Origin of the sequence: Ensifer meliloti, assembly GCF_030064585.1 — a bacterium.
Lineage (GTDB): Bacteria > Pseudomonadota > Alphaproteobacteria > Rhizobiales > Rhizobiaceae > Sinorhizobium > Sinorhizobium meliloti.
On record NZ_CP120365.1, the window covers coordinates 3,324,356 to 3,343,869 of the forward strand.

Sequence of the window (19,514 nt, forward strand, 5' to 3'; positions counted from 1 at the left end):
CGATGCTGAAACTGTTTTATACGCCCGGAACCTGCTCGCTTGCCTCGCACATCGCGTTAGAGGAAGCCGGTGCCGGCTATGAAGTGCATCGGGTCGATTTTTCCAAAGCCGAGCAGACCAAGCCGGACTACCTCACCATCAACCCCAAGGGGCGGGTGCCCGCCCTCGTGACCGACCGCGGTATCCTGACCGAGACGCCGGCCATTCTCGCCTATATCGCCCAGAGCTTTCCGAAGGCGCGGCTTGCGCCGCTTGACGATCCTTTCGAGTTCGCTCGGCTGCAGTCGTTCCTGAGCTATCTCTGCTCGACAGTCCACGTCGCCCATGCCCATGCCCGCCGAGCCGCGCGGTGGGCAGACGACCCGGCAGCGCAGGAGGCGATGAAGGCCAAGGTGCCGCAGAATATGGCCGACTGCTTCGCGCTGATCGAGCGCACGATGTTCGTCGGCCCCTTTGTCAGGGGCGACGCCTACTCGGTCGCCGATCCCTACCTCTTCACCATTGCCGGCTGGCTCGAGTCGGACGGTGTCGATCCGGCCCGGTTTCCGCGAATCCTCGACCATCGCAACAGGATGGCCGAGCGTCCGGCCGTCGCCAAGGTTCTGGCTGAAGTGCAGTCGTAGCGGCAATCGGCACGAGATCGGCGGAGCCGAAGCGTTCAAGCGGGCGTTGGTTACCTTTGGACGCAGAGGTTCTCCGTCGCAGAGCGGGGCCATGGCCATCCGGGGAACGGCAGATCCGCGAGTTCGCGTTCATCCATACGGGAGAGATCCGGATGCTGGAGAGGGTCGCGCATCCAGTCGGAAGCGAGTCCTCGAACAGTCTCGGACGAGGCCTCGGGGCGCTTCAGTATTGAGAAAACCTTCAGCATGACGTCACCTTCAGCTCGGATTGGGGTAGCGCAGGCGGTCTCGCCGGCCGCTCAACCTTTCAACCTGTTGTAGGAGCATCCGCCTCTTTGCCGAAGTTTGCAATTGAGATTGCGACGGCAGCGGTTTAGAAAAACTATATGAAAGATCTGAATTCGGTTCACCTGAACGGATTGCGCGCGGCCGAAGCGGTCGGTCGCCTCGGCTCGCTCGCCGCTGCGGCGGAGGAGCTCGGCGTCACCACCGGCGCAGTCAGCCAGCAGATCGCCAAGACCGAGGCGCAACTCGGTCGTACGCTCTTCGAGCGCTCGCCGCGGGGGCTTGTGGTTTCGGATAGCGGGCGCGCGCTACTGACGCGATTGTCGAGCGCCTTCAGGGAACTCGCCGAGGCAGTCGCGCAGGCACGCCGCCGTGACGAATCGGTATTGACGGTGTCGGTCGCGCCGGTCTTTGCGGCGCGCTGGCTCGTCTACCGGCTGGACCGCTTCGCCGAGCATCATCCGGATATCCGGCTGAGGATCGACGCGACCACGACGCTCGCCGATCTGGAGACCTCCGATGTCGATCTCGGCATCCGCGTCGGGGCTGGACGCTGGCCCGGCGTGCGATCGGAACTGCTGCTCGAGCAGGAGGTCTTCCCGGTCTGCTCGCCGGCACTGGCCGCCGGACTTCGTGAGCCCGCGGACATTTTGAAACTGCCGGCGGTGATCGATGCTCATGCGATGTTTTCCTGGGAGCTATGGCTGAAGACCGCCGGCCTCTCCGGTGCGGCTATGACGGTGCGCCACACCTTCAACGACGCTTCCCTGGCGCTCGATGCGGCGATTGCCGGCCAGGGGGTAATGCTTGCCTGGCAGACGCTTGCCGGCTACGCGCTGCTGAGGGGGTCTCTGGTGGCACCTTTCGGCATTCGCGCCAAAACCGGCTTCGGGCACTACTTCGTCACCTCCGTCTCACGCCGCGAAAGCAAGGGCGCAGCCGCCTTCAAGCGCTGGGTACGCGAGGAGGTCGAGGAAGGAATGCGGCAGCTCGCGGCTATGGCGGGATGAGGAGACCTTTGCTCTCCGGCCATGTGCCTTATTCCGGCTCCTTCAGCCGTTCCTCCATCATTGCCTTGAAGGCGGGGCGGGATTGGCAGCGCGCCAGCCAGGCCTTGACCTGAGGGTGCCTTTCGAAGAGGTCCGTCTGGCTCATCGTGTAGCGGAAAACCTCCGCGAGATTGAGGTCCGCGACGGTAAAGCGGTCACCCACCACGTAGTCGTGTTCGGCGAGGTGCGTTTCGAGTACGGCAAAGGCTTTTTCAAGGGAGCGGGCGCAGGCCGCGATCTCCGCCCGTCCTTCCGGCGTGTCCTCGATCCCGTTGTCATGGGCGAGTACGATCTTGACCGCATGCGGCTCGACCTCGGTCGCCGCCCACATCGTCCAGTTGCCGATCTGCCCTTCCTCCCGGATATCGGCCGGTGCCAGCGGTCCGCCATGTTTGCGGGCGAGATAAATATTGTTGGCGAGCGACTCGGTCAGCACCAACCCGTCATCCTCGATCGCGGGTATGAGGCCCATCGGGTTTATGGCGAGGAAGCCCGGCGACTTCGTATTGAGGGGGGCATCCGCGGCCAGCGGATCGGCGACCCGGCGCGCCTGGACAACCGGCACCGATCGGAAGGGCAGGCCGAGTTCCCCCGCCATCCAGTAGTTGCGCGACGCGCGCGAACGGTAAACTCCATAGATCGTCAGCATTCCTGCCGTCCTCCGATTGTACGTTCAGCTCCTTACAGCGCTGCGCGCCCGATAGGCCGCGCAAAGGTCGCTGTAACTCCTGCATGGTTATGCAGTAGGCCATCGCCGTCCTCGGCAGAAGCCGTCGGCAATGATAGGTCGCATGAATTCTTTTGATGCGAAGTGGTTCTGCGCAACCTTTAGACGATTTTTCGCTGTAGAGTTTAGGGAAGCATAACCTCTTTTCGCTAAACCTGCGCGAGCGCCGCTCCTTCGGAGGTTTCGCTTGGCAAGAAAAACGTCCCGCAGCATCCGATATGCCGACCTGAACGCGGACGACAATGCGGAGACGCGTCGGCTGATCGATGCCGGCAGCCGCCTTGCCGAGGAGGTCGCGCGTCTCTTTCCGCCCGAGCCCGACATGGCCGACCGCCACTACTGGCTCGAAGCGATGATCAACCACGTTCCCGATTATATCTATGCGAAGGATACGGCGGGACGCTTCCTGATCGCCAACGAGGTGACGGTTGCCGACAACGGCCTCGAAAGCCTGCGCGACCTCGTCGGCAAGACCGATTTCGATCTGCACCCGCACGAGTTCGCCCAGGCCGTCGCCGATACCGAGCGACGCGTGTTGGAAACCGGCGAACCGATCTTCGGCATCGAGGAACGCGCCATCGTGACCAAGGACCGCGATCGCTGGCTGATGACCTCGAAAGTGCCCTTGCGCAGCAAGAGCGGGAGGATCATCGGTATCGTCGGCATCTCGCGCGATATCAGCGATCGCAAGGCCGCGGAGCGCCTGCTCGAAGGTCAGGCCCGGCTGCTGGAAATGATCGCCAACGGCAAACCCCTTGGCGAGTTCTTCCACGAGCTGGTGCTGCTGATCGAAGCGCTGCTGCCCGGGATCAAGGGCTCCATCCTGCTCCTTTCGGAGGATGGCCGGCATCTCCTGCACGGCGCTGCCCCCAGCCTCGACGCGGGCTTTTGCGCTGCCATCCATGGCCTCGAGATCGGCCCTGCGGCCGGCTCCTGCGGAACGGCCGCCTGGTGCGGCGAACAGGTGATCGTTTCCGACGTCTTCGCCGACCCGCTCTGGGAGGAATACGCGCCTCTCCTGAGGCCTTCCGGCCTCCGTTCCTGCTGGTCCACGCCCATCCTGTCGCGCGAGCGAAAGGTGCTCGGGACATTCGCGCTCTATGCGCAGGAGGTCGGAACGCCGAGCGAGCAGCAGCAGGAACTGATTGCCATGGCCGCTCATCTCGCCGGAATAGCAATCGAGCGCAAGCGGGCGGAGGACCGCATCGGTTTCATGGCCCATCACGATGCCTTGACGGGGCTGCCGAACCGCGTGCTTTTCGAGGAGCAGGTCGCCGGCATGCTCGAGGAGATCCGCGAGCGGGATCAATGGGCCGTGCTCGCCTTTCTCGACCTCGACGATTTCAAACTGATCAATGACAGCCTTGGGCACGCCACCGGTGACGAGCTCCTGAAGATCGTAGCCGGGCGCATGCGGGCCGCCGTCCGGAGATCCGATTCCGTCGTGCGCGTCGGCGGCGACGAGTTCATCATCCTCCTGAACGGCCTGCCGAAGGAGCGGGACGTCGTGCTATCGCGGCTGGAGGATATCCGCACTGCAATCGCCATGCCGGTGCAGTTGCAGGGCCGCTCTCTGCAGGTGAGCTGCAGCATGGGCGTGGCCTGCTTCCCCAACCAGGGCAAGACGGCGGGCGAACTGCTCGCCAATGCCGACATGGCCATGTACCGCGCCAAGGAGCTCGGCCGCAACAACATCCAGGTCTTCACCGAGGAGATGGCCGCCAGAGCCCATGAAAAACTCCAGTCGCAAGAGGAGCTTCGCGAGGCGCTTGCGCGGGAGGAGTTCCTGCTGCATTTCCAGCCGCAGATGAGCCTCGAGACCGGCCGCATCTTCGCTGCGGAGGCGCTGTTGCGCTGGCAGCACCCGGTGCGCGGCATCATCTCGCCTGCGGCATTCATCCCGCTCGCCGAGGAAACCGGTCTGATCGTGCCGATCGGAGACTGGGTCCTGCGCACCGCCTGCCGCCAGTTGAAGGCCTGGCAGGACGCCGGCCTGCCGCCGCTGATCGTCAGCGTCAATGTTTCCGCGCGGCAATTCCGCGAGCGCAACTGGGCAGCGCGTGTGGCGGCGGTTTTGGAGGAAACCTGCCTCGAGGCCCGTTACCTCGAACTCGAGCTCACCGAAAGTCTGATCATGCAGGACGTGCCGGGAGCGATCGCCACAATGCATGCGCTGGAGGCGATCGGCGTGCACCTTGCCATCGACGATTTCGGGACAGGCTATTCGAGCCTCAGCGCGCTCAAGCGCTTCCCGGTGCGCCGGTTGAAGATCGATCGGTCCTTCGTGACGGACATTCCGCGCGATGCCGACGACATGGCGATTACTTCCGCGATCATCTCGCTTGCGCAGAAGCTCGGTCTGCGCGTCATTGCCGAGGGTGTCGAGACGGAGGCCCAGGTCGAGTTTCTGCAAAAGAGCGGCTGCGACGAGATCCAGGGCTACTTCTTCAGCCAGCCCTTGCCGGGCGAGGATTTCGAAGTGCTGCTTTCCTCTGAGCGGCGGTGATGTTCGCGAGCGGCCGTAAATGCAATCTGGTGCCACAGGGGAGCGGTTTCCGCTTGCGTCCCGTTCCGACTTGCCGATAACCATTCGAGACGGCTTCGCAACGATTCACTTTCGAAGCACCTTGATCCGGCCCTCGGAATGGAGCACGTGGACTCTTTCCGTGCAGCACAACGCGCTAGAGTTAGATGTCATCACTGCCAGCTTTGTCCCGACGTCAGTTCCTCCGCACATCCGGTTTGGCAATCGCCTCCGCCGGACTTGCGGGTTGCACCTCTTCGATGAATACGGACCGCTTCCGCGAGCAAACGATGCCGGTCTACCGCAATCCCGCGCTCGAAAGCCGCTGGACCGGCCCCCCGGGCGGGATCTTCGAGGGACCGGTGGGCGAGGGGCCGATCGGCTTGCCGCCGCAGGATGCCTATTACGCGGAGATCTACGCGGCGCGGGAGGATGGCGGCTTTCTGATCCCGGAGGTGCCCTTCAGACAGATCGATCCGCGCTTCTATCGCCAGGAAGTCGGCGATCCCTTCGGTGAGGCCCCTGGCACGATCGTCGTCGATACGGCCGACCGCTATCTCTACCTCGTGCAGCCGGGCGGGCGCGCGATGCGCTATGGCGTCGGGTTAGGCCGCGAAGGCTTCGCCTGGTCGGGCCGCGGCCTGATCCAGTGGAAGCAGAAATGGCCGAAGTGGACGCCGCCGAACGAAATGATCGCCCGGCAGCCGGTGCTGGCGAAATATTCCGCTGATAATGGCGGCATGCCGCCGGGGCTCGACAATCCGCTCGGCTCGCGCGCGCTCTACATCTTCCAGAACGGCCAGGACACGCTGTATCGCGTCCACGGGACGCCCGAATGGCAATCGATCGGCAAGGCGGTTTCTTCCGGTTGCGTCCGCATGGTCAATCAGGACGTGATCGATCTTTACGATCGCGTGCGCAACAAGGCGCCGATCCTCGTCATCTGACGCCGGACGGAAAACCGTTACGCACTTTTCCTGCAGGTGCTCTTGTCAGCTTTCGTGTCGACTACTGGCAAGCCGCTGCGTCAGCCGGTGCAGCGCGTCGCGCAATTCGCCGACCTCCTCCAGGCTGCAGCCTGATGCACTGCCGATGTCGCGCAGAATACCGAAGGCTTCGGCCTTCAACTCCCGGCCGCCATCCGTCAGGCTGACGATCACCTGCCGCTCGTCCGCCGCATCGCGTACACGGCGGACATAGCCGGCTGCTTCCAGCCGCTTGAGCAGAGGCGAAAGGGTGCCTGAATCGAGGCCCAGCTCTTCGCCGATTCGTTTCACCGTCATGCGGTCCTGCTGCCAGAGAGTGAGCAGCACGAGATATTGCGGATAGGTCAGCCCGAAGCGGTCGAGCAACGGCTTGTAGGCGCGATTGAAGGCATGCGCCGCCGAATAGACGGCGAAACAGAGCTGGCGTCCGAGCGCCAGCGCCTCATCGGAATCCGCGTCGAATTTTGCCGCTTTCCTCGTCATGATGTCATTGTCGCAAATTCACGCCGGCAAAGCAATTTGCAAAATTAATTTGCGCGCTATTTAATCTTGCGATATATAAATCCGGCAACCACAAGGAAGGAGACTGTCATGCCCATCCTCTATCGCACTACCGCGTCCGCGACCGGCGGCCGCGCCGGCCAGGCCAAGAGCAAGGACGGCGTTCTCGACGTGACGCTGACCGTTCCGAAGGAACTCGGAGGCGACGGCGCGCGCGGCACCAATCCCGAGCAACTCTTTGCCGCCGGTTATTCCGCCTGCTTCCTCGGTGCACTGAAATTCGTCGCCGGCAAGGAGAAGGTAAAGCTTGCGGAAGACACGACGGTGACGGGCACGGTCGGCATCGGACCCCGCGACGACGGCACAGGCTTCTTTATCGACGCGGCGCTGGAAATCTCGTCACCCGGCGTCGAAAAGGCCGTGCTGGAAGACCTCGTCCAGAAGGCGCATGTCGTTTGCCCCTATAGCCATGCGACCAGGGGCAATGTCGACGTTAAGCTGACGGTGGCCTGATCGGACCGTTGCAGATGACCGAAGCCCGTAACTCCGGGCTTCGGCTTGCCCCGGCAGTTCCGCCGCAAGCAAGTGTCGGGGATCGATCGGGACGCATCACGCCTTCTTCAGAAACTCGGTACGCAGCACCAGGCCCTTGATTTTTTCGACCCGGCATTCGACCTCGTCCGGATCGTCCGTCAGGCGGATGCCCTTGACCAACGTGCCGCGCTTCAGCGTGGCGGACGTTCCCTTTACCTTCAGATCCTTGATCAGGATGACATGGTCGCCGTCCTTGAGAACGGCGCCGTTCGAATCCTTGACGTCCATGGCCGACCCTACCGCTTCAGGCTGCCGAGAATGCCGCGCACAAGGGCTCGTCCCACCTGGGTCGCAACCGTTCGTGCCACCGACTTCATCGCGGCTTCCATGATGGTCTCCCGTTTGTGGCCGGAGGATCGCGGCCGGGCCTGTTTGCCGGAGGCCGCTTCGGCCGCGTCGTCGCCGAAGCCGGGCAGGGTCCAGCGGCTGCCGCCGGAAGTATCCTCGGCCGGCTTTTCTTCAGCCTGCCGGGCAGCCTCCGCCTGTTCCGCTGCCTTGGCCGCACGTTTGGCGAGCATCTCGTAGGCTGAGTCGCGGTCGAAGTCCTCGTCGTAGAGACCGCGCACCGGGCTTACGTCCACCACCTTCTGCCGCTCCGCATCTGTGAGCGGGCCCAGGCGCGACGCAGGCGGCCGGACCAGGGTTCTCTCGACGATCGACGGCGATCCCTTGCCCTCGAGCGTCGAGACCAGAGCCTCGCCGGTGCCAAGATTGGTGATCACGTCGGCACAATTGAAGTCGGGGTTCGGGCGGAATGTGTCGGCAGCCGTCTTGACGGCCTTTTGTTCGCGCGGGGAATAGGCGCGCAGCGCGTGCTGGATGCGGTTGCCGAGCTGTGCGAGGACCGCCTCCGGTACGTCCAGCGGGTTCTGCGTGACGAAATAGACGCCGACGCCCTTAGAGCGGATCAGGCGGACGACCTGTTCGACACGCTCGACGAGAACCTTCGGCGCATCGTTGAAGAGCAGATGTGCCTCGTCGAAGAAGAACACCAGCTTCGGCTTGTCGGGATCGCCGACTTCAGGCAGCTCTTCGAACAGCTCGGACAAGAGCCACAGCAGGAAGGTCGCGTAGAGACGCGGGTTCATCATCAGCTTGTCGGCGGCAAGCACCGAAATCGCGCCGCGCCCGTCATTGGTGGTCCGCATGATGTCGGTGATCTTCAGCGCCGGCTCGCCGAAGAAATGCTCCGCACCCTGCTGTTCCAGGATCAGGAGTTCGCGCTGGATCGAGCCGACGGAGGCCTTGGAAATGAAGCCGAACTGATTGGAAAGCTCGCTCGCATTCTCGCCCATGTAATTGAGCAGCGCCTGCAGGTCCTTGAGGTCGAGCAGCGGCAGGCCGCCCTCGTCGGCGATCTTGAAAGCGATGTTCAACACGCCTTCCTGCGCGTCCGTCGCATTCATCAGCCGCGACAGAAGCAGCGGGCCCATTTCGGAGATGGTGGTGCGGACCCTGTGGCCCTTCTCGCCATAGAGATCCCAGAAGATCACCGGGAATTCCTGGAAATCGTATGGGTCGAGGCCGATCTGTTCGGCGCGCTTCAGCAGGAAGTCCTTGGGCTCGCCCATCGCGCCGATACCGGAGAGGTCGCCCTTGACGTCCGCACAGAAGACCGGAACCCCGGCGTTGGAGAAACCCTCGGCGAGGATCTGCAGCGTGACGGTCTTGCCGGTCCCCGTGGCGCCGGTGATCAGCCCGTGGCGATTGCCGAACTTCAGCTCCAGATATTCGCCTTTATTGATCGAATCGTCCGGCTTGCGGCTGGTTCCGATATAGATCTTGCCTTCCTGCAGCATGGGGGCTTCATCTCCGTCCTGTCAATTTCATCAATGAAAGCGGGTATTTCCCGCATGTCGCACAAAGTCGGTCATCGAAACATAGCGTGGATCTGTTATAGGCGGTGCGTTTGTTCCCGGCAACATGATTGCGGATGGGAACAAGGCCGGTTTGCCATCTGGCGAGCTCCGTGAAACGATGCTGCGGAGGTGGCGGATATGGTATTCGGGGTTCGTTTCGATGCCCTTGTCATCCCGGCATCGTTCATTTACCTTGACGTTAACGTCAAAATTCGATTGAGGAGATTTCCATGAGTGAACTGGTCACGCGCGTGGCGGAAAATGTCGGAATCGAGACCGCAACGGCGGAAAAGGCAGTCGGGATGATCCTCGGCTTCCTGCAGCGTGAGGCCGCCGAAGGCCCGGTCGCCCAGATGATCGAGGCGATCCCCGGTGCGCCCGAACTGGTCGCCCAGTACAATGGCGAGGGCAGCAATGGTGGCGGCCTTCTTGGCGGCCTGATGTCCGCGATCGGCGGCGGCGGCGGCGTCATGGCGCTCGGGCAGCAATTGATGAGCCAGGGTCTCGGCATGGGAGAGATCACGGCGCTCGCCAAAGAGACGATCGCATTTGCCAAGGAGAAGGCGGGCGACGAAGTCGTCGACGAGGTGGTCGCCTCCGTTCCGGGCCTCAGCCAGTTCGTCTGATTGGCACCGCGATTTATGCCCCTCTGGCCCGCCGGCCGCTTGTAATGGTTCTAATCGAAGCGAGCGGCCAGCCACACATATTCTCCCCCCCCCCCCCTTGTGGGGCTAGGGCACATAAACATCTGATCCTCTCCCGGGACCATTGCCTTGGGGGCAGACGACAGACGGTTTGACCTTCGCATGCCCAAAACGATGCCTCGGGCAGAACGCAGAAGTGGAAGCGAGGGCCCGCCGCAAATATTCTCCCCCCTTGTGGGGGAGATGGCCGGCAGGCCAGAGGGGGTCTGCTCTCCTGCTCGCCCATCAGGACTACGTGACGCAGTCGTATGACCGCATCTTAGGAATGCCGCAGGGTATCCTCGCGGCAAATCGTCTTCGGCAGCATGCAGGGTTTGGCGTTCAACCCCCTCTGGCCTGCCGGCCATCTCCCCCACAAGGGGGGAGACGACAAGCGGCTTGACCTTCACGTCTCCCAAACGATGCCGTCGGCAGACCGCGTAACTGGAGGCCAGCCGGGCGGAATGCCTTCCCCTCACGCATCCCATTCGGGAGCAAGACCCTGCGGATTGACGATCCGCCCGTCCGGGCGGGCAAGCTCGCGGACTGCCGCCATCTCCTCCCGCGTCAGCGCGAAGTCGAATATCGCGAAATTCTCCTTGAGCCGCGCCTCCGTCGCCGTCTTCGAAAGCACGATCACGTCCTGCTGTTGCACGAGCCAGCGCAGCGCCACTTGCGCCGCCGTCTTGCCGTGGCGGCCGCCGATTTCCGTGAGTAGCGGGTCGGCAGGCACTTTGCCGTTGGCCATGGCATAGTAGGACGTGAGCGACATTCCGAGCCGCCGCGCCGTCTGGAGGACCTTGGTCTGGTCGAGATAGGGGTGATACTCGACTTGGTTCGTGGCGATCGGCGCATCGCTGAGACGCGCCGCCTCTTCCATTTGCGTGGTGTTGAAATTGCTGATGCCGATATGGCGTACCTTGCCGGCATTCCGCACCTCGTTCAGCGCGCCGATCCGTTCGGCCATCGGCACGTCGCTCCCCGGCCAGTGCAGAAGCAGCAGATCGACATGGTCGGTCCTCAGCTTTCTCAGGCTCTCATCGACCGAGGCGATGAAGGCGTCGTGGCGATAGTTGTCGACCCAGACCTTCGTGGTCAGGAAGACGTCCGCCCGTGGAATGCCGGACTTTTGGATGGCCTCGCCGACTTCCGCCTCGTTGCCGTAGATCTGTGCGGTGTCGACGTGGCGGAAACCGAGCTTCAGGGCCTGCGGCAGGATGCGAAGCACCTCCGCTCCGGACATACGGAATGTGCCGAAGCCGAGCGCGGGAATATTGGCGCCGTTGGAACTGACTGCATGCATTGAGAACTCCTTCGCTGCGAGCGCCCGGCGGGGCCGAGGCGCGATCTCCTATACTTGCCCTCGCAAGGCGCGCCTTCAAGCTTGTCCGGAAAACAGGGCCGCGCCTGTCCGAGCCGGCGGAAACCGCGCGCAGTTTTCCTCATCCCGCTCTAAGGTCTGTTGAGATTCATCTGGAGTCTAAGACGGTTGCTGCGAGATGGATGATGGCGCTTCTCTCGCCCTGTGCTTGTCACAGAGATCCAACGGCGCCGCGTCGGCGGCGCGGGAAGAGTTCTTTCAGCCCAAGGACTTGGTCTGGCTGGATCCCTGTGACGAGCACAGGGATGAGGAGATCAAACAAGCCGCGGCAGGAAATCCAAATCTCAACAGGCCTTAGATCACGATGTTTTTAGGTCGGGTCGACCTAAAAACATGAACGTGATCGATTCCAATAGGGAAAACCGCACACACTTTTCCTCGCTCTAGAGATTTCTTGTCGCCACGATGAAAAGCCGAGGGAAACGCAGGAGCACGCGCCCATTTTTCATCGCCGGATAGGCCTTCCTGATCTTTTCGGCATAGGCGGCAAGGTAGCCGGCGCGTTGGGTGGTGGGCAGCGCGTCGAGATAGGGGCGTAATCCCGTGCCCTTCACCCATTCGACAATCGCGTTCGCATTCGCGAGCTGGTGATAGTAAACGGTGTGCCAGACATCGACCCGGACCTCCTTCGAGGCGAGCCTTTCGACATAGGTCGCCGGTGAAGGCAGGGACCTGCGCCGAATGGTGCGGCCGGCGAAGGCCGGGGCGAAGGCGGACTCCTCTGCCGTTTCCTCCATCAGAAGATGCGTCGGTTCATCGAGATTGTCGGGCATCTGCACCGCGAGCGTTCCGCCGGGCGCAAGCGCCAGGATGAGCCGCTCGAAAAGCGTGACGTGCTCCGGCAGCCACTGGAAGACCGCATTGGCGAAGAAGAGCGCGCTTTCCGCCGGCGGCGTCCAGGCAGCGAGGTCGCCTCTTTCGAAGCGCAGGTCCGGCAAGCGGGTGCGCGCGGCCGAAAGCATGTCATCGTCGCTGTCGATGCCGGTAAGCGGGCTGCCCGGAAATCGTGCGAGGATCAACTCGGTCGAATTTCCCGGGCCGCAGCCGAGGTCGAAGGCGGGGCCAGCGGGCAGATCGGGTACCTGCGCCAGCAAGTCGCGCGCCGGACGCGTCCGCTCGTCCTCGAACTTGGCATATTGCGCTGCCGACCAGGACATGGGCGTGGCTCCTTCATATGCCGAATTGCAAGCTTTCGAGCGAGGGGAGGATCAGCGAAGGACCATGGTCCTTGTATTCATCCGGCCCGTCGGCTCTGTTGATCCAGACCGTGCGAAAACCGAATTTCGTGGCGCCGGCGATATCCCACCGGTTCGAGGACTGGAACGAGACCGCCTGGGGGTAGAGCCGGTAGCTCGTCGTCACCAGATCGTAGACAGCCGGTGCCGTCTTGAACGCCTTGACGGCATCCACCGAGAAAACGTCGTCGATGATGATATCAAGGGCGGCGTTCTTGACGGCCGAGGCCAACATGGCCGGCGAACCGTTGGAAAGAATGGCGATACGGGCGCCGAGTTCCTTCAATCCCTTGAGGACCGCGGGAACTTCCGGATAACAGTCGAGCGCCCAATAGGCATCGAGAAGAGGCTTTTTGAGCTTGGGATCGGCGGAGGGGAAGCGCTGAAAGGCGTAGTCGAGCGATTGCTCGGTCAATTCCCAGAAGTCGACATAGGCGCCCATCAGCGAGCGCACCCAGGAATATTCGAGCTGCTTGGCGCGCCAGAGTTCCGAAAAGGCCTGGCCGTCCGGCCCGATCGCCTCGGCGTGCCGGCGTACGGCCGCATGCACGTCGAAAAGCGTGCCATAGGCGTCGAAGACATAGGCCGCGTAAGACATCGAGTTCTCCCGTCTATCCACCGTCCGGGCGGTGCGCCGGAGGTTTTCACCATATCGCGCGCGTGGCCGCCGGGCAGGGGCTTGTGGCATTGCGTCGGAGACGCTGTGCCTCAGCATTCTTTTGCGTGCATCATGTCAAAACTTTGTGCGCGCACAATGTCTTCGTCGCCCGCCTTCGTTCAATCTTTCCAAACCTTTGCCGGGAAACGCAGCGCCTGTTTCGCAAGTTTGCCCTTGAGCCCGAGAGCCGCGTCGAAAAGGCCGAGCACGTGCCGGTACGGCTTCGCCTCCGGGCGCAGCGCGTGAAGCGCTGCCGCAGCCTCCTCCGGTCCCATATAGCGCGCCAGAACGCCGAGTGTCAGCGCCGTCGAGCGCCCGATGCCCCTGAGGCAGTGGATCAGCAAATGTGCCTCTTCGGGCAGGCTGTCGATGAAGGCTAATGTCGCCTCGATCGCCGCCGGACGCGCAGCATCCGGGGCATCCGGGTCGATGGTGTCGCCGAAGCGGAGTTCCAGGTGCCGCTCCGGCGGCAGGTCGATCATCGAAAGCAGACGCGTCGCGGGCGCTCGGATCGAGACGAGATGCGTCGGCGCCCATAGCGCGCGATTGTGCCGCGCCTCGGTTTGCGAGCTCACGATGAGGCGCACCGGCCAATCGTTCGGATGCGCCGGATTCGTGCCGAGAACGGGCCGATAGTAGGCGTTCTCGATAGCCTGAACCGCAAGAGCCATGACGTGCCTCCTGATTCGTCTCGGGTTGCCGGCAGAATAGCAGCGCCGGCCCGCGACCGGAATCCGGGTCAGAACCGCGTGATGACACTGATGCCGAGGTCCGTCGCCCGGTCCATCGCAGCCAGTGCCGGCGCCGCCTCTTCGAGCGATATCTCACGGCCGATCAACGCCTTCGGGTTCAGCTTCCCGGCGGTGATCATCGCCAGCATGGCATCGTAACGCCAGGCCTGCATTCCGTGGCTTCCATAGATCTCGAGCTCATGGCCGATCACCTGCGCCATCGGGATCTGCGGCGTCGCTTGCTCCGCCAGCATAAGTCCGACCTGGACGTGCCGGCCGCGGCGGCGCAGATTTTTGATCGAGTTGAAGCAGGTAACGGGCGAGCCGAGCGCATCGAGCGAGACGTGGGCGCCAGCTCGGGTGAGTTCCCTGACAGCTCCCGCGACGTCCTCCGTCTCGCGGCCGTTGATGGTGGCGACCGCCCCGAGCGTCCGGGCGAAGGCGAGCTTCTCCTCCGAGATATCGATGGCGATTGGATTGGCTCCGAGTGCGGCGGCGATCATGATTGCCGAGAGGCCAACACCGCCGCAGCCGTGCACTGCCACCCACTCGCCGCCCTTGACGCGGGCCTGGTCGACGACCGCACGGAAAGAGGTTGCGAAGCGGCAGCCGAGGCTCGCCGCCGTTGCGAAATCCATGGTCTCGGGCAGATGCACGAGGTTCTGCTCGGCAAAGTCGATCGCCACATATTCCGCGAACGAGCCCCAGTGGGTGAAACCCGGTTGAAACTGCGCTTCGCAGACCTGGCTATTGCCGGAGCTGCATTCGAAGCAGCGGCCGCAACCGGAAACGAAGGGTACCGTCACCCGGTCGCCGATCCTGTAGCGGAGGACCCCGCGCCCGGTGGCCGCGATCGTGCCCGCCAGTTCGTGGCCCGGCACATGCGGAAGGCGAATGTCCGGGTCGTGCCCCATCCAGCCGTGCCAGTCGCTGCGGCAAAGGCCGGTCGCCTCGATCTTGATGACGACCCCGTTCTCGGTCGGCGCCGGATCGGGAAGCGTCCGGATCTCAGGCATCTTCTCGAAGGCATCGTAGTACATCGCTTTCATCGGCGATCTCTCCCTTTGGGCGTTTTCATCATTCTGACACGTCGCTCGGGAGGGCGACAGAATGGACGCCATGACATTTTTTGATGTACCCATTCACCCTCATGCTGCTTTTTCCGGATAGAGCGGAAGTGCGTGAAGAAAAGAAGGAGGCACCGATGGCCGTCGATACATCCCCACGATCCACCACCTGGACCTTTGTCGACGGCGAGTGGCTTGCCGGCAACCCGCCGCTGATCGGCCCGACATCCCATGCGATGTGGCTCGGTTCGACCGTATTCGACGGCGCCCGCTGGTTCGACGGCATCGCGCCGGATCTCGACCTCCATTGCCAGCGCGTCAACCGCTCCGCCGAGGCTCTGGGTCTCAAGCCGACGATGTCGGCCGAGGAGATCGAGGGATTGGCCTGGGAAGGCGTGAAGAAGTTCGACGGCAAGACGGCGATCTATGTGAAGCCCATGTATTGGGGCGAGCACGGGTCCTGGAGCGTCGTTGCGGTGGACCCTGAATCGACACGCTTCGCGCTTTGCCTTTTCGAGGCGCCGATGGGCAACGGCCATGCCGGCTCGTCGCTGACGCTCTCTCCCTTCCGCCGGCCGACGCTCGAATGCATGCCGACCGATGCCAAGGCCGGCTGCCTCTATCCCAACAACGCCCGCATCCTCAACGAGGCACGTTCGCGCGGTTTCGACAATGCACTGGTGCGCGACATGCTCGGCAACATCGCGGAGACCGGCTCCTCGAATATCTTCATGGTGAAGGACGGCGTCGTCTTCACGCCGGCCGCCAACAGGACCTTCCTCGCCGGCATCACCCGCTCGCGCGTGATGGGGCTTCTCAGCGAGGCAGGCTTCGAAGTGATCGAAACCAGCTTGACCATGGCCGATTTCGAGGGGGCCGACGAAATCTTCACCTCGGGTAATTATTCCAAGGTGCTGCCCGTCACCCGCCTCGAGCAGCGCGAATTGCAGGCCGGTCCGGTCACGGCGAAGGCGCGCGATCTCTATATGGACTGGGCGCACGCGACCGAAAGGGAGTGATCTGCTCCCAGGCTAGCCAGCCGCTCTTCGAAGGTTACGGTTCAAGCGGACGGACGACCACATCGGCGGACGAGCGCGTGTTCGGTCCGTGATGGACGGCTTCGACATTGTTGCCGTCCGGGTCGAGGAGAAACGCGGCATAATAGCCCGGATGGTAGCTTCGCTCTCCGGGCGGTCCATTGTCGGTGCCGCCATTGGCCAGTCCGGCGTCGTAGAACCGCTGCACCGCATCGGGGCCTGAGGCCTGGAAGGCGAGGTGGACGCGGGTGCGGTAATCCTCCGCCGCGTCGACGAAGAACTCGTCGAACGCAAAGAACTCGTCGGTCTCGTAGGTCGGCTGGTGGCCAAGCGCGCCGAGCACCGCCTGATAGAACCGCTTGCTCGCCCTAAGGTCCGCGACGCGAAGATGCACGTGATCGATGAGCCGTCCCTGGTGGAATTCCATCGTTTTCTCCTGTGGCACGGTTGGGCATCATGCCCTCGATAACGTAAGATAGGACCGCAAGGCGGCGCGTCGAGACGCTTGCGCGCGCAGGCGCAAGTCACGAAAGCAATGAAAGTATTTTGCGTGGGTTAGCGAAATTTTGGCGCTGCATCGGTTGCCTCCCTGCGAGGCGGTGCCTATGTTCCGCTGACAGATTTCCCCGACGAAATCCATGCCAAGAGGAGATGCCACAATGGCTTTCGAATTGCCGAACCTTCCCTATGACTACGATGCGCTTGCGCCCTACATGTCGCGCGAAACGCTCGAATACCATCACGACAAGCACCACCTCGCTTACGTGACGAACGGCAACAAGCTCGCCGAGGAAGCCGGTCTTTCCGATCTTTCGCTGGAAGATATCGTCAAGAAGTCCTACGGCACCAATCAGCCGTTGTTCAACAATGCCGGCCAGCACTACAACCACGTTCACTTCTGGAAGTGGATGAAGAAGGGCGGCGGCGGCACCAGCCTGCCCGGCAAGCTCGACGCGGCGATCAAATCGGACCTCGGCGGCTACGACAAGTTCCGCGCCGATTTCATTGCTGCAGGCGCAGGTCAGTTCGGCTCGGGCTGGGCCTGGCTTTCCGTGAAGAACGGCAAGCTGGAAATCTCCAAGACCCCGAACGGCGAGAACCCGCTCGTCCACGGCGCAACCCCGATCCTCGGCGTCGATGTGTGGGAGCATTCCTATTACATCGACTATCGCAACGCGCGTCCGAAATACCTGGAAGCCTTCGTCGACAATCTCATCAACTGGGATTACGTCCTCGAGCTGTACGAAGCGGCTGCAAAGTAAGCGCTGCTTCTACCAGCGGGAAATCGGCCCGGCGCTTGCGCCGGGCCTTTCGTTGGGGCTCCGGCTTACCCGTCCGCCGCCTCGAGCGGCCGAACCGCATTTGTCTGCCATCCCGCAATCCACATCTGCCTCAGCCGGTTGCCTTCGCCGCGGAAATAGGCGTCGGCGGGTTCGCAGTGTTCAACGCGGTCAGCGCGGAAATTGCGGATATCCTGCCGCAATTCGCACCACGCGACCATCATCGCGTGTTCGGAATAATAGATCAGCGCAAGCGGGAGTACCGTGCGCTCGGTCGCGCGCCCAAGCTCGTCGCGATAGTCCAGCACCAGCTTCTGCTCGTCACGGATCGCCCGCCGGATCATGGCTAAGTCGGCCGCCGGCGGCGGCGAGGCGATCGTGCCCCAGGCGTGCAGCGCCTGTGACTGGAAGACCTTGCGCAGCGGTTCCGGCACGGCGCCGGTGATCTTCTGATTGACGCGCCGTGCCGCCGCCTTCAGTTCCTCGTCGCCGGTGCGTGCAAGAAGCGCAAGCGCAAGCACGATCGCCTCCGTCTCCTCGATCGAGAACATCAGCGGCGGCAGGTCAAAGCCGGGCCTCAGGATATAGCCGATGCCACGCTCGCCCTCGATCGGCACGCGCATCGCCTGCAGGGCGGCGATGTCCCGGTAGATCGAACGGGGCGTCACCTCCAGCGCGTCGGCGATTTCCGCCGCCGTCACCGGTTTACGGGCGAGCCGCAGCATCTGGATGATTTCGAAAAGACGCGACGCCTTGCGCATGAAGCGGCCTCTATCTGCTCACTCCTGACACGACCTTGTCAGTTGGAGAAAGATATAACACGCGTCAACGGGTTGAAACTAAACAATCCGCCCTTGAGATATCACGGAAATCGGATGAGCAACTGACATGACCTATGCGGAAAACCTCTGGCTCTTTTTCACCCTTCTCTTCGGCATCATCATCGTTCCCGGCATGGACATGGTTTTCGTCCTCGCGAATGCGATGACCGGCGGGCGCGCTTCCGGGCTTTCGGCAACGGCCGGTATCGTGGCAGGCGGCGTGCTGCACACGCTCTATGCGGCCCTTGGCGTCAGCGTCGTCCTGCATCTGGTGCCCCAGCTCTTCAACCTGCTGCTCGCTGCCGGCGCGGCCTATATCGCCTGGATCGGTTTTTCGCTCCTGCGCAGTTCCATCACCATCAGCGGTGTCGAAGGAGGAGCACGGCTGTCGCGTTGGGCGAGTTTTCGCCAGGGTGCACTGACGAGCCTTATGAATCCCAAGGCCTATCTCTTCATGCTTGCCGTCTACCCGCAGTTCCTCAAGCCGCAGTTCGGTCCGGTGTGGTCCCAGGCGGCCGTCATGGCCGTGATGATCGCGCTGACGCAGCTTGCGGTCTATGGCGGGCTTGCACTTGCCGCCGGGCGCGGGCGTGATTTCCTCGTGGGCAGCCCCGGTGCCACGGTCACCATCGGCCGGCTCGCCGGTCTCCTCCTCGTCGTCATCGCCATCTTCACGGTATGGCATGGCTGGAGCGGGGCTGCTTGAGACGCGGTCGATCAAGTAGAAAGATGAGTTCTATGTTCATATATTTGAACTTTTGAAGACGTCGCCGCGCGACCAGGTATCTGCGCGGCGAATTGTGCTGAATCGGCAAGCACATCAAAAAAAAGTTACTTCCGTAGAAAACCCAAAATGCCATCATGCCGGCGCTTCAACACTACGCCCCGGAAGCGGGTCAGACCGGAGAACATGATGAAGATACGAGCTCTTATGCTTGCCGCAGCCCTGGCGGGCCTGGGCGTGACCGCCGTGACGGCGGCCGACGAGCCGCAGGCGGTGCGTCAGCAGTTGATGAAAAAGGTGGGAAAGGCGACGGGCGAACTCAGCGGCATCGCCAAGGGTGAAAAGCCTTATGACGCCGAGATCGTCAAAGCATCTCTGGCGACGATCAGCGAGACGGTGAAGGTCTTCCCGAATCACTTCCCGGCCGGCTCTGAAACGGGAATGGAAACCGAAGCGAGCCCGAAAATCTGGGAGAACATGGAGGACTTCAAGGAAAAGGCCGCCAAGCTCGGCGGTGACGCTGAAAAGATCCTTGCCCAGCTGCCCGCAGATCAGGCCGGTGTCGGCGCCGCACTCGGCATTCTCGGAAAGGACTGCAGCAGCTGTCACGAGACCTACCGCCTGAAGAAGAATTGACGATCAGACGGTTCTTCTAACCCGTTTTGAAGCGCGCCGGTTCGCCGGCGCGATCTTTCCGCAAGCAGGTCGAAAAGCCCACCGGCCGTTGTCATCCGCATTCGTGATCTCAA

Annotated in this window: 21 protein-coding genes; 10 read left to right on the top strand and 11 right to left on the bottom strand. The window is 62.6% G+C overall.

Annotated features, from left to right (window positions below):
* Window positions 1–2: 2 nt before the first annotated feature.
* Window positions 3–623: a glutathione S-transferase family protein gene (locus PZL22_RS22845; RefSeq protein ID WP_003536681.1), complete on the top strand. Its 621-nt coding sequence runs from the start codon at window positions 3–5 to the stop codon at window positions 621–623.
* Between the two features lie 386 nt (window positions 624–1,009).
* Window positions 1,010–1,918, top strand: coding sequence for a LysR substrate-binding domain-containing protein (locus PZL22_RS22850; protein ID WP_003536686.1), 909 nt, complete (start codon window positions 1,010–1,012; stop codon window positions 1,916–1,918).
* A 28-nt stretch (window positions 1,919–1,946) separates the two neighbouring features.
* Here PZL22_RS22850 and PZL22_RS22855 read toward each other — a convergent pair whose 3' ends face one another.
* Window positions 1,947–2,606, bottom strand: a complete 660-nt coding sequence (locus PZL22_RS22855) for a glutathione S-transferase family protein (protein WP_003536688.1) — start codon at window positions 2,604–2,606, stop codon at window positions 1,947–1,949.
* 265 nt (window positions 2,607–2,871) lie between these two features.
* On the opposite strand from PZL22_RS22855, the gene PZL22_RS22860 reads away from it, so the two are divergent.
* Window positions 2,872–5,190, top strand: a complete 2,319-nt coding sequence (locus PZL22_RS22860; protein ID WP_003536690.1) for an EAL domain-containing protein — start codon at window positions 2,872–2,874, stop codon at window positions 5,188–5,190.
* 185 nt (window positions 5,191–5,375) lie between these two features.
* Window positions 5,376–6,155 carry a L,D-transpeptidase family protein gene (locus PZL22_RS22865; RefSeq protein WP_014529109.1) on the top strand — a complete coding sequence of 260 codons (780 nt, stop codon included), beginning with the start codon at window positions 5,376–5,378 and terminating at the stop codon, window positions 6,153–6,155.
* Between the two features lie 45 nt (window positions 6,156–6,200).
* Here the strand turns inward: PZL22_RS22865 and PZL22_RS22870 are convergent, their stop codons facing one another.
* Window positions 6,201–6,677, bottom strand: coding sequence for a MarR family winged helix-turn-helix transcriptional regulator (locus PZL22_RS22870; RefSeq protein ID WP_003536693.1), 477 nt, complete (start codon window positions 6,675–6,677; stop codon window positions 6,201–6,203).
* A gap of 108 nt (window positions 6,678–6,785) precedes the next feature.
* On the opposite strand from PZL22_RS22870, the gene PZL22_RS22875 reads away from it, so the two are divergent.
* The gene (locus PZL22_RS22875; protein ID WP_003536695.1) at window positions 6,786–7,208 is read left to right on the top strand and encodes an organic hydroperoxide resistance protein; all 423 of its coding nucleotides are present in this window, start codon (window positions 6,786–6,788) and stop codon (window positions 7,206–7,208) included.
* A 96-nt stretch (window positions 7,209–7,304) separates the two neighbouring features.
* Here PZL22_RS22875 and PZL22_RS22880 read toward each other — a convergent pair whose 3' ends face one another.
* Window positions 7,305–7,517, bottom strand: coding sequence for an alkylphosphonate utilization protein (locus PZL22_RS22880; RefSeq protein WP_003536697.1), 213 nt, complete (start codon window positions 7,515–7,517; stop codon window positions 7,305–7,307).
* Between the two features lie 8 nt (window positions 7,518–7,525).
* On the bottom strand, window positions 7,526–9,088 hold the full coding sequence (locus PZL22_RS22885) for a helicase HerA-like C-terminal domain-containing protein (RefSeq protein WP_003536699.1): 1,563 nt from the start codon (window positions 9,086–9,088) through the stop codon (window positions 7,526–7,528).
* A gap of 290 nt (window positions 9,089–9,378) precedes the next feature.
* On the opposite strand from PZL22_RS22885, the gene PZL22_RS22890 reads away from it, so the two are divergent.
* Window positions 9,379–9,774 (top strand): hypothetical protein, encoded by a 396-nt coding sequence (locus PZL22_RS22890; protein WP_003536701.1) that lies wholly within the window; start codon window positions 9,379–9,381, stop codon window positions 9,772–9,774.
* A 532-nt stretch (window positions 9,775–10,306) separates the two neighbouring features.
* On the opposite strand, the gene PZL22_RS22895 is transcribed toward PZL22_RS22890, so the two are convergent.
* The 5 genes from PZL22_RS22895 to PZL22_RS22915 form a co-directional block, all read right to left on the bottom strand.
* Window positions 10,307–11,134 carry an aldo/keto reductase gene (locus PZL22_RS22895; RefSeq protein ID WP_003537257.1) on the bottom strand — a complete coding sequence of 276 codons (828 nt, stop codon included), beginning with the start codon at window positions 11,132–11,134 and terminating at the stop codon, window positions 10,307–10,309.
* A gap of 461 nt (window positions 11,135–11,595) precedes the next feature.
* Window positions 11,596–12,369, bottom strand: coding sequence for a trans-aconitate 2-methyltransferase (tam, locus tag PZL22_RS22900; protein WP_003537253.1), 774 nt, complete (start codon window positions 12,367–12,369; stop codon window positions 11,596–11,598).
* 13 nt (window positions 12,370–12,382) lie between these two features.
* On the bottom strand, window positions 12,383–13,045 hold the full coding sequence (locus PZL22_RS22905) for a haloacid dehalogenase type II (RefSeq protein WP_003537251.1): 663 nt from the start codon (window positions 13,043–13,045) through the stop codon (window positions 12,383–12,385).
* Window positions 13,046–13,224: 179 nt separating this feature from the next.
* On the bottom strand, window positions 13,225–13,776 hold the full coding sequence (locus PZL22_RS22910) for a hypothetical protein (RefSeq protein WP_003537249.1): 552 nt from the start codon (window positions 13,774–13,776) through the stop codon (window positions 13,225–13,227).
* 68 nt (window positions 13,777–13,844) lie between these two features.
* On the bottom strand, window positions 13,845–14,885 hold the full coding sequence (locus PZL22_RS22915) for a zinc-dependent alcohol dehydrogenase family protein (RefSeq protein WP_003537248.1): 1,041 nt from the start codon (window positions 14,883–14,885) through the stop codon (window positions 13,845–13,847).
* Between the two features lie 155 nt (window positions 14,886–15,040).
* Here PZL22_RS22915 and PZL22_RS22920 point away from each other — a divergent pair, with 155 nt between their 5' ends.
* Window positions 15,041–15,922 carry a branched-chain amino acid aminotransferase gene (locus tag PZL22_RS22920; RefSeq protein ID WP_003537246.1) on the top strand — a complete coding sequence of 294 codons (882 nt, stop codon included), beginning with the start codon at window positions 15,041–15,043 and terminating at the stop codon, window positions 15,920–15,922.
* Window positions 15,923–15,956: 34 nt separating this feature from the next.
* Here the strand turns inward: PZL22_RS22920 and PZL22_RS22925 are convergent, their stop codons facing one another.
* Complete coding sequence (locus PZL22_RS22925) at window positions 15,957–16,367, bottom strand: VOC family protein (RefSeq protein WP_003537244.1); 411 nt, start codon at window positions 16,365–16,367, stop codon at window positions 15,957–15,959.
* Between the two features lie 232 nt (window positions 16,368–16,599).
* Here PZL22_RS22925 and PZL22_RS22930 point away from each other — a divergent pair, with 232 nt between their 5' ends.
* Window positions 16,600–17,202, top strand: a complete 603-nt coding sequence (locus PZL22_RS22930; protein ID WP_003537242.1) for a superoxide dismutase — start codon at window positions 16,600–16,602, stop codon at window positions 17,200–17,202.
* Window positions 17,203–17,267: 65 nt separating this feature from the next.
* Here PZL22_RS22930 and PZL22_RS22935 read toward each other — a convergent pair whose 3' ends face one another.
* Window positions 17,268–17,981, bottom strand: coding sequence for a helix-turn-helix transcriptional regulator (locus PZL22_RS22935; RefSeq protein ID WP_003537240.1), 714 nt, complete (start codon window positions 17,979–17,981; stop codon window positions 17,268–17,270).
* A 127-nt stretch (window positions 17,982–18,108) separates the two neighbouring features.
* Here PZL22_RS22935 and PZL22_RS22940 point away from each other — a divergent pair, with 127 nt between their 5' ends.
* Window positions 18,109–18,747, top strand: a complete 639-nt coding sequence (locus PZL22_RS22940; protein ID WP_003537238.1) for a LysE family translocator — start codon at window positions 18,109–18,111, stop codon at window positions 18,745–18,747.
* Window positions 18,748–18,954: 207 nt separating this feature from the next.
* Window positions 18,955–19,401, top strand: a complete 447-nt coding sequence (locus PZL22_RS22945; protein WP_013844129.1) for a c-type cytochrome — start codon at window positions 18,955–18,957, stop codon at window positions 19,399–19,401.
* The last annotated feature ends 113 nt before the right edge of the window (window positions 19,402–19,514 follow it).